The sequence below is a fragment of the Dyadobacter sp. CECT 9275 genome, assembly GCF_907164905.1.
Classification (GTDB): domain Bacteria; phylum Bacteroidota; class Bacteroidia; order Cytophagales; family Spirosomataceae; genus Dyadobacter; species Dyadobacter helix.
The window spans coordinates 2,142,974-2,157,101 of sequence record NZ_CAJRAF010000002.1; the positions used below are offsets into that span (position 1 = coordinate 2,142,974).

The following is a 14,128-nucleotide window of genomic DNA, read 5'->3' on the forward strand; positions in this document are numbered from 1 at the left end:
CGCCTTTCAAACAGTCAAAATAATAATGCCAGCTACCTGATCTGTTTTCTTTCAGAGTACCTTGTTCATCCAGAGATATAAAACCAACTCGATTTTACCCTACGCCCCTTCCCATAAAAAAGGTTCTTGCGCATAGTTTCCCTTTTGAAAAGAAAAATATGTCGCAAAAACCTTCTGCAAATACTATTAATACATTCAGAATCTGAACGGAACTTCCACCAGCGTGGAGGCCCAGCCCATCATCAGGATAGCGCCAGCCGGAGCCGGTTTGAACTGGATCGAGAAGTTTTCCACCGGCGAACTTGCCTTGGAAACAGGAGCCGTAACGCGGATCACATCATTTGCTTCCTTGTACTTGTATGCACCCCAGTAGTCCAGGTCCGAATTGATGATAATGGTCCATTCGGTTTCACCGGGAATGGCGAATAGCGAATAAGTACCTGCCTTTACCTTCTTTCCGCCAATGGTGACATCCTGATATAACTTAATTTCGGTGGATTCATCCGCGCCAGCCCGCCATACTTTACCATACGGTACCAGCTTGCCGAATATTTCCCGTCCGTTCGCAAAAGGGCGGCTGTAAGAAATTTTAACAAGTGCCTTGTCGCCTTCCTTGCGGTCGTGTGCGAAATGGTCAGGAAAATAGGCAATGTCTCTTGGACTTTTATCCAGGCCACGAAACTGTGCCTGAGCAGCAAAAGACAACAACAAAGTGAGGATCAGCAGGCAGGAGATTTTTTTCATTGGAAGTTAATGATAAGTTGAGATTTGATTTAAAAGATATGATTCCGAAGACCGGATTACGAGTACAAAACTCCTTTCAGCACGGGCCTTGCATCTTTTGTATTTCCCAAAATAGCCAGACTCCTTTTGAATTCAACCGAAAGAGAAGTCCCGTCAAAGGTACACTTCACTTTTTCATAATGGGCTGTTTCGATGAAACGAAGGGTCATTTCAAAAGTATTTTCATTGAGCCAGGTACCACTAGCGGCAATTTTTGACTTTGTTTCACCCGGCACCGGCGTCAACACAAGCTTCAAAGGCATCACAGGCATATCCGTCATTCCTTCCTTCCATTTATTAATTCCGGCATGGATGGCATGTTCGCCCGCGTTGTCCTTTATTGTCAGCGAGGCCAGCTCTTTGGAAAAATGAAGAGATACATCACTGATACCAAGCGCATTTTCTGCCATTTTAAAATGTTTTCCGCTTATTTCTGACACCAGAGATGAGGAGGCATTTCCTGCCTCAGGCGACAATACCAGCCGGGATAGTCTTGTTTCCAATGAGTTCTGCAAGGTTTTGTCAACCGTTTTATCATCAGCCTGAGGAAGAATATGATTCCATATCTGATCCATAATTCCCTGCATGTCGGAAGTTTCACTCGTAATTGCTACCACCATATTTTTATCGGGTATTACAATACAGTATTGCCCGTAAGCACCGTCACCACGATAAGCACCATGCCGGCACCGCCAGAACTGATAGCCATATCCCTGAAGCCAATCGTTATCAGCCTTGGGTCGGGAGCCCCCCTTAGACTGAATATGGGCAGTGGTAGCCTCTTCAATCCAGGCTTGCGGCAATATCTGCTTGCCCTTCCAGCTCCCTTTTTGTAAATATAACTGCCCAAATTTAGCGATATCTTCGGTTTTTAACCTAAGTCCCCAGCCGCCTGTATTGATTCCGTTGGGATCCACCTCCCAATCCATTCCGGAGATTCCGAGCGGTGCAAATAAACGTGGGGTAAGATACTCCAGCAGTGTTTTACCTGTGAGTTTTTGTATGATCGCAGACAACATGTAGGTTGCTCCGCTGTTGTAGACAAAATGCGTACCGGGCTGATGTTCCACAGGTTGCGCCAGAAACGTTTTAACCCAGTTAGGATCTTTGGCCTCCCTCACCGCTGGTGTGGTATCCTTATCGTGGCCCGTTGCCATGGTCAGCAGATCTTTCACCCGCATGGCAGCCAGGTTATTACTGATCATCGCCGGTACTTCGGCTGGGAAAAGAGCAACTACCTTGTCCTCGACACTTAGTCTCTTCTCGGAAACGGCGAATCCAATTGCGCTGGAAGTAAAGCTTTTACTCAAAGAATAAAGCGTATGTTTAAGGTCAGGTGCATACGGAGCCCACCATCCCTCCGCAACTACATTTCCATGACGGAGTACCATCAGGCTATGAAGATTAAGGTTGGCTTTCTCTACTGCATTGATAAAAGCAAGCAAACTCCCGGACTGTATCCCCTGGGATTCAGGGGTTGACCGGGGAAGTTGACCGGCCATTAATGGGGAACCGAGTCCTTTAAGTGGTATTTGGTTTAGCAAGCCCAACTCCAGGGCACCAATCCCCGCCTGCTTCAAAAATGACCTCCGGTTATATTCCATGTAGATAAATTTGCTGACTCTCACTTTCAAAGTAAGCAGACCCAAATTCTTACCCATTGAAAAACCACCCGACCAAAAAAGTCAGGGGGATGTCAGGAATTACAGAAAATAACCAGGCTATTTTGCTTCTTCTGAAGCTTTCCTAACGATGTCAGCTTTTGATCCTTTCCAAAAAGCAACCTTTTGCCGATTCCAGGTATAGGTAACGGCCACTGAGTCTCCCCAGCTGATCACAGCCGGATAGGAAAATTCGTCATCCTTGTCGCCTGCTTCCAGTTTGAACTTATCATTCCAGTTTTTACCGTCATCATAAGACAGCGCCAACATAAGAGGATAGCGTGAGCCCCAGTTTCGTCCATCAGGATTGTAAGCAAGGGCCAGGGTACCATCTTCCAGTTTGGCAAGGTCAATCCCACTATTGGGATTTGGAAGTGCGGTGGCGTAAATTGGAGACCATGTTTTACCATTGTCTTCTGAATCGCTGCGTCCGATCACACCTCCTGTGGTACGCACCAGCATATGAATCTTGCCAGGCTCCGACTCCCATAAAGTAGGCTGGATAGCTCCTTTTCCCTTGATCTGCATGGTATCTACTTTGAAAAACTGAGATGCTTTCCAGGTCTTGCCGCTGTCCTCGCTGCGATCCACAAAAATTTCCCAACGGCCCACCTCGTTGGACGATCCCGCCAGCCAGGTTCCGTCGGCAAGTTCTATCAGTTTATTTTTCACAGGCCCTCTTCCTCCTTTATCCCCTTTCATGAGTTCGTACGCTTCGGACCAGGTATTTCCGCCATCCTTCGATGTTTTCACCCACGTTTCCCATTGCGCAATTTCTTTGCCCACCTTAAAATAAAGATAAATGGTACCATCCGGTCCTTTCTGCAAAACCGGATTCCAATGAGCGTCTTCCCTTATTTTAGCTACCTCGACCGGTGCGCTCCAGTGTCCTTCATTTCCTTTGGATAGCCAGATTCCCACATCAGGATTTTTTTCTTCTGTCCCCCCAAACCAAGCAACTAAAAACTGCCCGTTATCCAGCCGTACCAACGTGGAGGCGTGGCACTGCGCAAAGGGTCTTTCGTCCCCGAAAACGAAAGTCCGGCCAGACGATTGATCTGCGGACTGGGAAGTATCCTTTTTATCAGTTCCGCAGCCTGTTAAATAAAAGACAGTGGTTAAAACAAGAATAGAAGCGATGGATTTTTTGAACTGGAACATATCTGTTTTAAAATTGAAAGCGTTTTTCACTGTGATTACATCTATTTACCCCAATCGGGCCATCAGTTTAGCTGCTTTTTCAAATCTTCCATCACATGAACCGGAGACAGATCCTCGTATAAAATCCGGTATACCGAATTAGTCACCGGAAGGTTAACTAAATATTTCTTATTCATTTCACATATACTTTTGGTAGCATAATATCCTTCAGCTATCATTTTCATTTCAAGCTGTGCGGCTTTCACACTATATCCCCGCCCAACCATGTTCCCGAATAACCTGTTGCGGCTAAACTGGGAATAGGCCGTAACCAGCAAGTCTCCCAAATAAGCCGAAGAACTCATTTCTCTTTCTCTCGGATCAAGGGCCGTTACAAACCTCCCTATTTCCTGCATGGCGTTAGATACCAGCACAGCCTGAAAATTATCCCCATACCCCAGGCCATGGGTGATTCCGCACGCCAGGGCTACAATATTTTTCATTACCGCGGCGTATTCCACACCATACAGATCATCCAGTGGCTTGGCCGTTACAAATCGGCAGGTCATCAGTCCCGAAAAATCTTTGGCGGTATCACCGTTGGTAGAAGCGATGGTAAGGTACGACTGCTTTTCAAGAGCCACTTCCTCAGCATGGCAAGGGCCGGCAATTACGCAGGTGTCAGCCAGTGCTACCTGAAACTTGTCAGCAATCCAGTCGGTTACCAGCGCATTTTCACCTGGTATCATTCCTTTTATGGCTGATACAACCCTTTTAGCCTTGAAGTGTTTGTGCTGAAGTCCGTGCAGCGACTCCTCAACAAAAGCAGCAGGAACGGCTAGTATGACATATTCGGCACCTTTTATCGCGTCGTTCATCTGGTCGCAAACCTTCACCTTCTTAGGAGAAAGGTAAACATCACTCAGGTAACTCGGATTATGATGGAACTTACGAATGTGCTCAATATCTGTTTTGCTCCTGAGCCACCAGCGGATCTGTACATTGGGCTGTTCACATAATATTTTGATAATCGCGGTAGCCCAGCTCCCTCCCCCTATGACGGCTATCTTTCTGCTGTTCAGAAAACTCATGTATCTCAAATTAGGTGATGACAGGCAGTACATACCTGCCAACCGGTTAGTATCTCCAAAACACCAAACTACTATTTAGAATAGAGATTGAATATTATTTTTAAATAAAATGCAGAAAATAATTTGAATTATACCAAAATATTCTAATTTTAGCAAAAACAGATAAAATTAACCGGGGAAACAGGCGGCCAAAGTGACGCGGATTTGAAAAATAATGCAGCAAAGTCCGATCAGCAGCGTCTCTGCCACCGCCTGGATCAAATACAAAAACCAAACTATTTTGACCATACGACATAAAAAATCCTTGCAGCAAAGCCGCAAGGATTTCTCTTTTAACCTAAACTAAATCGAACTTATTACGCTAGAACAACGCAGTAATCTTTAATTTAATTTGATTTTTTCTGATCTTTTTTCACCTCATCCTTCTTTCTCTCCACTAAGTCACCGTTGTTCAGGTTTTTAGATACAGCAATATAGGGACCTGCAATAATGGTCTCTCCTTCTTTAAGACCGGAGAGTATCTGAATATTCTCGAAATCACTGATCCCGGTTTTCACCTCTTTCATCTCTGCTTTGCCTTTCACATCCACAAATACTACTTCCTTGATCACCTCTTCTTTTTTAGGTTTCTCTGGACCCTGCGCATTCTGATTTTCTCCATCCTTAGGTACTTCCGGCTTGTTATTACGTGTTGTTACGGAAGCAATCGGGACAGATAAAACCTGATTTTTCCTTTCGGTAATAATATCCACGGAAGCGGTCATTCCCGGTTTGAAAGGATACGATTTTTTAGACCGGTTCAGCATCAGATCACTGAACGACTCGTTCAGTATCTTCACTTTTACCTCAAATTCCGTTACCGCGTCTGCTGTTGCACTACTGGCCGTGGTGGTTGAGGCAAGTCCCGCCGCCGTATTGGCAATTTCCTTCACAATCCCTTTGAATTTCCTACCCGATGCACTGTATGCATCCACGTCAATTTCGGCTGTATCTCCCAACGATACCCTCACGATATCATTCTCGTTTACATTCACCCGCACTTCCATATTGGCGAGGTTGGCAATACGCATCATTTCAGTTCCTGCCATTTGAGAGGTACCCACTACCCGCTCACCTGCCTCCACATTCAGTAATGAAATGATACCGCTGACAGGAGCAAAAATGTTGGTCTTCCGAAGATTCTCTGCTGCGTCCTTTAAGCCTGCCTCCGCACTTTTAATATTGAACAAAGCAGCCGAAACATTCGCTTTGGTGGAGGCCAGATCCTGCTGCGCCACTCCGTAGGTTGATTCAAACTGTTCAAAATCCGCCGCCGAAATCACCTTGTCCTGATACAATTTCCGGTTTCTTTCGAAATTGGCTTTTGCCTGTATCAAACGCGCTTCCGCCTGGGCCACCATGGCTTTGGTCTGCTCGTAATTAGCCTTGCTAGAGTTGACCGTTGCCTGAGCTCGCGCCATGAGTGATTCATAGTTATCGGGCCTTATCCTCAGCAGTAACTGCCCTTTGACTACCGAATCCCCCTCGGCAACATTCAGGCTGATGATCTCCCCCGAAACATCAGGGCTCAGTTTCACTTCCACTTCCGGCTGGACTTTACCAGAAGCACTTACCCGCTCGATAATATCTGCTCTTTTTACTGTAGTATATTCTACCTCAGTTGTTTTCGGCTTTCCGATCAGGCCTGCCTGTTTGGCACCAAACAGACCAGCGGTAAGCAAAATAACCGCGCCTCCTGCTATCCACCATATTCGTTTTGAAGATTTCCGGGCCATATAATTTGTATTGATTTCTATTGTATTTGGGTAAATATTTTCTGTTACTTTTTGGATCTGCACCTGCATGTCAAACAAATACTCTAAATCCTAGAAATCCGACAGTGGCCTGTTCATGTAAAAATCGAGGATTTTGGTACGAAACACATAGTCGTATTTCGTCTGAATCAGGTTGGCATTCGCTCTGTCCAGATTTGCTTTGGCAATATTATATTCGACCGAGTTGATGGCACCCACATCAAACCTCACCTGCGATACACGGAAAGTCTCCTGCAAGGCACGCACCTGGTTGGCTGTGGCGCTGTATTTCTTTGCGGCGTTATTCATATTAATGTAGGCCTGTTCAACATTCTGTCGGATGGTGAGCTGTACCTGCTGAGACTGGAATTCTGCCGTTTTTTGCTGAATTTTTGCATTGGCCACATTGTATTTTACCTGAAACTGAGAGAAAATCGGTATTCTGAGGCTCAGATTCAGAGACGCGCTCCGGTTCCCGTCCAGCTGGTTCAGGTAACCAAAACTTTGAATGGAACCATTGGGTATCGTTACCCGGTCTATGACGGGCAACATCTGGTCATTATACCGGATAAAACTTGTTGTAGACTCCACCTCCCTAACGGTACTGCCGGTTCCGTCAGAGATAAAACGCTGCCTGGGTGCCACACTTGAATACGCAGTCCCAAATCCTCCGTTCAGTACAAGTGAAGGCATGCCCGCTCCCCTTGCAATTTCCACAGACCTCCTGGCCGACTCTATTCTCAAATTTGCCGCTTTCATTTGGGGCAGGTTCCCCAGAGCCGTATCAAAAACCTCCTGTATGGTGGCATCATACGCCTGAAGTGAAGGATCTTTTACCGGGATTTTAACCACATTCACCGGCTCGCTGCCGGGCATGTTCATGAATTGTTTCAGACTTAGCTTGGCAGTTTCCAGATTATTCTGCGCATTGACCAGCGTAAGCTCGTCATTGGCAAGCTGCGCCCGAAGGTCCAGCAAATTACTTTCTGCCAACGTACCCGCTGCCACCAGCTTGGCGGTTCGCTCTACCTGAAGCTGCGAAGCGTTTACCTGAAGGCGTGCCACTTCAATGAGTTCCTCATTGGAAATTACCTGCAGATAGGCCAGCGCCACATTGAGCATCAGGTCATTCCGGGCGGCTTCAAGATCTTTCTGGCTAGCTTTCAGGTTCACGTCATTCCGGCGGACAGCGTTCTGAAGCTGAAACCCGTTGAACAGTACTACTGACGAGCTTAACTGAAAGTTGTTCGAATTGACGCTCTGCTGTACGTAGTTGTTGGTATAGGGGTCAATATTACGCCCTGAACTGAATCCCTGCCCGGCACTGAAACCCAGGCTTGGCCAGCGCTGCCAGCGCGATTGCCGGTAAAAGTTATCATTGGTTTTTACCTGCAGCTCAGAAATCTTCACCTGAGGGTTTGTTTCAAGGGCCAGGCGGATACAATCTTCCAGTGAATAGGTATTTGCCGGTTGCTGCACGTCATTTTGCCCGTACGCCATTTCAACCGAGACAACCCCCGTCAGGATCAATGCAAAAAACAAGGATTTGGGTAACCAATTAAACATAGTCATGTATAAGTTAGATGACCAATATTAACTGATGTAATAAAAAACAACCATCCATTTTGGACGGACGGTTGCATGAGCAGGTTAAAAGGGTGATTTGGAAAGTGGCCCTTTCAATGAAAGAATAAATAACCGAGCCAGATACCCGCTATAACGCCTACCATGTCTGCAATGAGCCCGGCAACGATGGCATATCTCGTATTTTTAATTCCGACGGAGCCAAAGTACAGTGCAACAATGTATAACGTCGTATCTGCCGATCCCTGGAAAATACAAACCAGCCGACCTACAAAGGAATCGGGCCCGAATTCCTTCATTGCGTCAATCATCAGGGCGCGTGCACCGCTACCGCTGAGGGGCTTCATCAGTGCCACCGGTAAGGCATCGGTGAAGTCAGTATTGAGGCCTGTGAATGAGAAAAGGAATTTCAACCCGTCTATCAGGTAATCCATCGCACCACAATTACGAAAAGCGCTGATCGCCACCAATAAACCCACCAGATAAGGGATCACGGTAACCGTGGTGGCAAATCCACCTTTGGCACCTTCAATAAAAGCCTCAAAAACATTTACCTTTTTATACAAACCACCGAGCAAAAATCCGGATACGACCAAAAGTAAGATCGAGTTTCCTGTCAGGATCGATATCGTTTCGATCTGCTCTTTGGGCAGACCGGCCAGGTACCACAATGCCAGGGCCATCAGACCGGTTACCGAACCCAGTCCGACCAGAACCGTCCGGTTCCAAAGATTGATACGCTGCCAGAAAGCGGTGATGATCAACGCTACAACTGTGGTGATATACGTTCCTACAACACAGGGTATGAAAACATCAGACGGGCTGGTCGCTCCCAGGATGGCCCGTTGCGCTATAATCGTCAGCGGGATGATCTGAAGGCCGGAAGTATGCAATACCAAAAACATGATCTGTGCATTGGACGCAGTATCTTTGCTGGGATTGAGATCCTGCAAACTTTGCATAGCTTTCAGCCCAAAAGGTGTGGCTGCGTTATCCAGCCCCAGCATGTTGGCAGAAAAGTTCATGATCATCTGTCCGTTGGCCGGGTGATCCTTCGGGACTTCCGGAAATAACTTGTTAAAAAATGGTCCGATCAACCGTGCCAGTACATTAATAAACCCTGCTTTTTCTCCGATATTGAGTATCCCCAAAAAAAATGTCATTACACCGGTAAGCGGCAGGGCAATGTCCATCACCGCAGTTTCAGACATATCCAGCATACCTTCCACAATGGCTTTAAACGTGGTAACATCTCCGGTAAGGACAAATTTGAGGGTGGCAACAAGAAAGGCAATTACAAAAAAAGCAACGAAAATATAATTTAATGCCATTCGAAAAAGTAGGGTTTAGGGTAAAAATCCGGCATTTTGAAAGAGTTGTTTAAAGGTAGAAACGCAGATTCAATAAAACCAGTGATTTCTTCTTGCAGAGATAAAGAATGAGGAAAAAACTAAACCTATATTGCAGTTGTAACCAATGTTAATAAAATCAACAAAATCTATGAAACGCTATGCTCCGGCCATTCTTTGCTTATTGATTTTTGCCTGCAATCAACAAAAGGATACCTCAGGAAAAGATGCCGCATCACCAGAAATTGCAAATGATACCATACCCGAAATCAGGACGCATATCAAAAAGGAGGCCGTTGCCAGTTATAGCGAAAAGGTTGTTGACAAGGATAAACTGAACAACTGGAAATTTTCGGTGGATGCCTACGAAACTCCCGAAACGTTTCGTTACCTGTTAAAAATCAGATACAAAGAACTCGACGTAACTGATACCCTCACGATTCCCAATTTCGGGATCTATCCGGTTGTTGAATTAAAAAAGGGCCGGGACGACTTATCCTGTATCGTTGGTTTTCAGGATAAAAAGAAAGAATTTAAAGATTTCAAAATGGTGGAAGTGGTGGATGGCCAACTCAAAATCAGGTCCCTGAAAAGCTACAGACGGGCTTTGTACAGGAAAAAGCAATAGTCCTGATTTTCATTTTACGGGAAAAGCCAGGAACGAATCCTGGCTTTTCCCGTAAACCCGTAAAATAGTATCTGAAGCTACCTCCGGTAATTTCCTGTCTATGCTTTAAAAATAGCATCCATTTTTTCACGGATGGTGAGTAACCTGGTTCGGTCCCCACCGGATACCTCCGCTGATGCCCAACCCGAATATCCTACTTTTTTAAGCGCTTTATTTACTTCCGGCCAGTTGCAGTCTCCGTCAAAGAACTCGACATCAAAACCTTTCCAAAGGCCCAGTTCATTTTGTTTCTTAAAACTGAACTCTTTCAGATCAAGCTTAAGAATACGTTTGTCTAACGCTTCGATCCACGAAACCGGCCAGCTGTAACGAAGGACGTTGCCCACGTCAAAGTACCAGCCCACCATCGGGTGCTTAAACTCGTCCACATAACGGGCCGCTTCTATCGGGCTAAGCAGAAACTGGTTCCAAACGTTCTCGAAAGCAATTTTTACACCGGTTTCCTCCGCTACGGGTAGTACTTTACGGATTTCAGCCTGCGAACGTTCATACGCTTCCTCATAGGTAACATTTGCGTTAACCACACCGGGAACCACCAGAACCGTTGTTCCGCCATATTTTTTTGTATCTCGCAGCGCCTTTTCAATAGACTTGGTGCATTCCGCTCTTTTCGCAGGATCAGGATCAGACAAAGGCAGTTTCCAGTGGTACGAATTGACCGTGCCCGGGATAAGTAAACCTGTTTTGTCCCTTGCCGCCAGAACTTCTTTCATATCCAGGTCATTGGGAGAATCCAGCTCCACGCCGTCATATCCCAAATCCTTGAGTAGCTTGAACTTGTCCATTACAGACAGGTTCTCTTTCACCATTCCCCATTTAAGGCTTTTGCGGATCATCGGCTGGGCTGCCGTTATTCCCTCTGTTACCGAAGAATTAACAACCGAAACAGCAGGCGCAGCAGATGCGACAGAAGACGTCAGCGCAGCCGTTCCGGTTGCCGCCAACGCTCCTTTGATAAGAAAATCTCTTCTTTGCATACCTGATCAGGAGAATGCAGTGATACCAGGCTTCGCTACTTCAACCACCGGTGGTACCATCTGGAAGCTGTATGTATCAGGCCCCAGTTTTTCCGTTGAGTTAAGTGCTTGTTCCCAGGTAATTCTCTTTCCGGTATAGGCCGCCATTCTTCCCATGATGGCCAGCAATGTGCTTTGAGCCATAAACTCTCCATCGTTGATCAGCTTACCGCTACGGATGGAGGCAAAAAGTTCGTTATGTTCCGTCTGGTACATATCATTTTGAGCACCTTCGTATTTCCATGGATTCTGTCCATATATCTCATGCACATTCCGTGCGCAGTTTACCATAGCACGCCCTTTGGTACCGATGGTCTCTACAAGATAGCTGTTTTCACAGTTAGCCTGCTGGCGGGAATGGTGGAAACCTTTCACGCCGTTTTCGTATTCATAAGTTACTGCAAAGTGGTCGAAGATATTCCCGAACAGTGAATCTGTACGAACCTGACGGCCACCTGTTCCTACTGCTGACAAAGGAAGCTTACCTCCCATGGCCCACGACATCATGTCGATACTGTGAACAGCCTGTTCAACAATATGATCTCCTGCAAGCCAGGTATAGTAGGTCCAGTTGCGTAAAACATATTCGGCATCTGTCCAACCTGGCTGCCTTGGGAACGACCACAGCGTTCCGGTGTCATAAGTATTGTAAATGGCTGAGATATCACCTACAGCGCCATCCAGTATTCTTGAAAAACTTGCACGCTTTGGCTCATGATACCTCCAGCAGAAGCCCGACATCAACGATACATTTTTTTGCTTGGCCAGCTTGGCTGCATCCAGTACTTTGCGGACACCGGGCGCATCCACCGCAACCGGTTTTTCACAAAACACGTGTTTTCCTGCATTGATCGCGGCCGTAAGGTGTTCTGGACGGAAATGAGGAGGCGTGGCCAAAAGCACAACATCTACACCCGAGTCAATAACTTTTTTGAAAGCGTCGAAACCTATAAACTTATGTCCTTCATCAACCTGCACCTTCGCTCCGTGAACTTTTGTAAGGTTTTCCAGAGATGAGTCCATTTTATCCTTGAAGATATCTCCCATCGCATGGAGTACCACGTTAGGATCTGCCTTGAGTGCCTGATTGGCAGCTCCCGAACCACGACCGCCGCAACCGATCAAACCAATTTTTAATGTGTCGCTGTTAACACCGGCAAACGCACGGTTTGGATTAAGAATGGCTATTGTTGGAAGCGCACTACTTGCCACTGCCATACCCGCCATCTTTAAAACATCTCTGCGAGAAGTATTCATTTGAAACTAAGGATTAGGTGGAATTGGATTACAAAACATGTATATCGCTTCAGCCAGTAATGCCCGAAGCGATATTACGAAGCAATAAAGATAAAAAAATATATTGGATGTTTTTTCAGAAATAACAAAAAATACATGTGGTGTGCTCGTTACCGCATGCATTTTTGCAAGTGAAAGTGGGTTTTATCCCTTTTTTATACTTCCAGTATCTGTTGCAAATCAGTCCCATTCTACTTCTATCACGTATTCCCTGAGATCTATCGTCGTGAATTTTTCTCCGTTCTGACGTTTCAGTGACACCTTCCCGTTCTGCACTTTGGCAACCTGCTGAGAAATAACATCCTTGGAACTCTTCTTACGGTAAATGGCAACCAGTTGCTCTTCACTGGTAACGTCCACATCAAAATTCCGGCCTTTGGCTGTTACCAGTTTCGAATTACTCGGCAGATAGGGAGCCCGTGCGAGAGCAAGGGCCCGGGAAGCCAGCGGTACGCCATAGCCCACGAAGTTATTCCCGTAAGGATACAGGTGTGCCGACTTTTCTATAAGTCCTATCAGCTCTTTATTCGTCAGTTTGGGGTTAACCTGTAACAGACAGGCGGCAAACCCCGTAATAACAGGGGCCGACAAGGAAGTACCGTACAAAGAAAAACAGGAGACATTGGGCTTTACATAAGGCAGGAACTCCGGCCCGATGCTGCTGTATCCTATCCTGTTCCATAATTTTCCATTGGTTGCACCAATAGAAAGTACACCTTTGGCGTCAGCCGGAGCAGATACAATACCCCAGCTTTTATCGTCGCCTTCATTACCTGCCGAGACAATAAGTGTGATACCTTTTCTGTCTGAAGCGATCTGTGCAGCCTTTGAAATTGCGCTCGTTTTTCCATCCATCTGGGAAGGCACATAATTTTCACTCGGGTCGGAAAAGCCCTTGGCATAACCCAGCGAAGTATTGATCAAACGGACGCCAAGACTATCCATCCACTCCATTGCTGCGATCCAGTTATCTTCTTCTCCGCGATATTCCCGCATGGAATAATCCGTACGGGCCAGATAAAATTTAGCGTTTGTAGCAACGCCATACTGCATTTGGTCTTTGTAATCTATCCCCGAAATAGCGGCCAGTACCTCCGTCCCGTGCATGTCGGAAAACGATTCAGCAGTACTGAAAAGCAAATCCCCAGGGCGACCTCTTTTCACATAGTCTCTGATCCCGAGTATCCTGTTATTACTAAAAATATGATGAAGAGAAAAAGACGAATCAGCACCGTAAAAGCCTGCGTCAATTACTCCAATGGTCACGCCCTTGGCTGTGATATCATTTTTCAGGAAAGCTTCGGCCTGCACCTGCGACATTACCGGGGCCATCTGTGCTTTTTCAACCGGACGCGTTTGTGCAATGTAAAAACCCGGATCAATGGGAACGATATGGCTCACAAAATCAAGCTGCTGCAGACGCTCCGCCTGCTCTCCGCTCAGGTTTGCCGAAACAGCATTCAGCCATTTGGAACGATTGATGATATTGACATGATTTTGTTTCAGTACTGCTTCGTATGCAGCGCTCACCGGCAGGTCCGTATCGTCGTAAGGAAGAAGTCCCAGCTTCTGACGATTTTCCAAGGTCAAAGAAGATACTGCGGGCGCCGATTTCAAATCCTTGTTTTTCAGATAAATCCAGTATTTGGGATGTGCTGATAAAAACAGCGGAATAAAAAAGAATAGCAGCAGAAATAGTCTTTTCATGAATAACCGGTCAGTTAGGG

11 protein-coding genes are annotated in these 14,128 nt (G+C 46.2%); 1 reads left to right on the forward strand and 10 read right to left on the reverse strand.

The genetic code is table 11. The annotated features are described in order from the left end of the window. Positions 1-195: 195 nt before the first annotated feature. The 7 genes from KOE27_RS16735 to KOE27_RS16765 form a co-directional block, all read right to left on the reverse strand. A complete protein-coding gene (locus KOE27_RS16735) occupies positions 196-744 on the reverse strand; it encodes a DUF2911 domain-containing protein (RefSeq protein ID WP_215239989.1) in 549 nt (182 codons plus the stop codon). Between the two features lie 56 nt (positions 745-800). Continuing rightward, the gene (locus tag KOE27_RS16740) at positions 801-2,387 is read right to left on the reverse strand and encodes a serine hydrolase domain-containing protein (RefSeq protein ID WP_215239990.1); all 1,587 of its coding nucleotides are present in this window, start codon (positions 2,385-2,387) and stop codon (positions 801-803) included. A 117-nt stretch (positions 2,388-2,504) separates the two neighbouring features. After that, a complete protein-coding gene (locus KOE27_RS16745; RefSeq protein ID WP_215239991.1) occupies positions 2,505-3,605 on the reverse strand; it encodes a sialidase family protein in 1,101 nt (366 codons plus the stop codon). A gap of 62 nt (positions 3,606-3,667) precedes the next feature. Beyond that, positions 3,668-4,675, reverse strand: a complete 1,008-nt coding sequence (locus KOE27_RS16750; RefSeq protein ID WP_215239992.1) for an NAD(P)H-dependent glycerol-3-phosphate dehydrogenase — start codon at positions 4,673-4,675, stop codon at positions 3,668-3,670. Positions 4,676-5,061: 386 nt separating this feature from the next. Next, on the reverse strand, positions 5,062-6,450 hold the full coding sequence (locus KOE27_RS16755; protein WP_215239993.1) for an efflux RND transporter periplasmic adaptor subunit: 1,389 nt from the start codon (positions 6,448-6,450) through the stop codon (positions 5,062-5,064). A 90-nt stretch (positions 6,451-6,540) separates the two neighbouring features. Continuing rightward, positions 6,541-8,034: a TolC family protein gene (locus tag KOE27_RS16760; RefSeq protein ID WP_229252803.1), complete on the reverse strand. Its 1,494-nt coding sequence runs from the start codon at positions 8,032-8,034 to the stop codon at positions 6,541-6,543. Positions 8,035-8,147: 113 nt separating this feature from the next. Continuing rightward, positions 8,148-9,383, reverse strand: a complete 1,236-nt coding sequence (locus KOE27_RS16765) for a nucleoside recognition domain-containing protein (protein WP_215239994.1) — start codon at positions 9,381-9,383, stop codon at positions 8,148-8,150. A 169-nt stretch (positions 9,384-9,552) separates the two neighbouring features. Here KOE27_RS16765 and KOE27_RS16770 point away from each other — a divergent pair, with 169 nt between their 5' ends. Next, a complete protein-coding gene (locus KOE27_RS16770; protein ID WP_215239995.1) occupies positions 9,553-10,029 on the forward strand; it encodes a hypothetical protein in 477 nt (158 codons plus the stop codon). A 98-nt stretch (positions 10,030-10,127) separates the two neighbouring features. On the opposite strand, the gene KOE27_RS16775 is transcribed toward KOE27_RS16770, so the two are convergent. The 3 genes from KOE27_RS16775 to KOE27_RS16785 all read right to left on the reverse strand — a co-directional run bounded on the left by KOE27_RS16775 (position 10,128) and on the right by KOE27_RS16785 (position 14,108). Continuing rightward, positions 10,128-11,066, reverse strand: coding sequence for a sugar phosphate isomerase/epimerase family protein (locus KOE27_RS16775; protein ID WP_215239996.1), 939 nt, complete (start codon positions 11,064-11,066; stop codon positions 10,128-10,130). A gap of 6 nt (positions 11,067-11,072) precedes the next feature. After that, entirely contained in the window at positions 11,073-12,332 is a 1,260-nt protein-coding gene (locus KOE27_RS16780; protein WP_215241647.1) for a Gfo/Idh/MocA family protein, read from the reverse strand. A 249-nt stretch (positions 12,333-12,581) separates the two neighbouring features. Then, positions 12,582-14,108, reverse strand: a complete 1,527-nt coding sequence (locus KOE27_RS16785) for a S8 family serine peptidase (protein ID WP_215239997.1) — start codon at positions 14,106-14,108, stop codon at positions 12,582-12,584. Positions 14,109-14,128 lie beyond the last annotated feature (20 nt).

What these genes read in the sequence shown, in the direction of transcription:
- KOE27_RS16735 (WP_215239989.1), bottom strand. Translation starts at nt 744, where the DNA reads ATGAAAAAAATCTCCTGCCTGCTGATCCTCACTTTGTTGTTGTCTTTT.
- KOE27_RS16740 (WP_215239990.1), bottom strand. Translation starts at nt 2,387, where the DNA reads ATGGAATATAACCGGAGGTCATTTTTGAAGCAGGCGGGGATTGGTGCC.
- KOE27_RS16745 (WP_215239991.1), bottom strand. Translation starts at nt 3,605, where the DNA reads ATGTTCCAGTTCAAAAAATCCATCGCTTCTATTCTTGTTTTAACCACT.
- KOE27_RS16750 (WP_215239992.1), bottom strand. Translation starts at nt 4,675, where the DNA reads ATGAGTTTTCTGAACAGCAGAAAGATAGCCGTCATAGGGGGAGGGAGC.
- KOE27_RS16755 (WP_215239993.1), bottom strand. Translation starts at nt 6,450, where the DNA reads ATGGCCCGGAAATCTTCAAAACGAATATGGTGGATAGCAGGAGGCGCG.
- KOE27_RS16760 (WP_229252803.1), bottom strand. Translation starts at nt 8,034, where the DNA reads ATGTTTAATTGGTTACCCAAATCCTTGTTTTTTGCATTGATCCTGACG.
- KOE27_RS16765 (WP_215239994.1), bottom strand. Translation starts at nt 9,383, where the DNA reads ATGGCATTAAATTATATTTTCGTTGCTTTTTTTGTAATTGCCTTTCTT.
- KOE27_RS16770 (WP_215239995.1), top strand. Translation starts at nt 9,553, where the DNA reads ATGAAACGCTATGCTCCGGCCATTCTTTGCTTATTGATTTTTGCCTGC.
- KOE27_RS16775 (WP_215239996.1), bottom strand. Translation starts at nt 11,066, where the DNA reads ATGCAAAGAAGAGATTTTCTTATCAAAGGAGCGTTGGCGGCAACCGGA.
- KOE27_RS16780 (WP_215241647.1), bottom strand. Translation starts at nt 12,332, where the DNA reads ATGGCGGGTATGGCAGTGGCAAGTAGTGCGCTTCCAACAATAGCCATT.
- KOE27_RS16785 (WP_215239997.1), bottom strand. Translation starts at nt 14,108, where the DNA reads ATGAAAAGACTATTTCTGCTGCTATTCTTTTTTATTCCGCTGTTTTTA.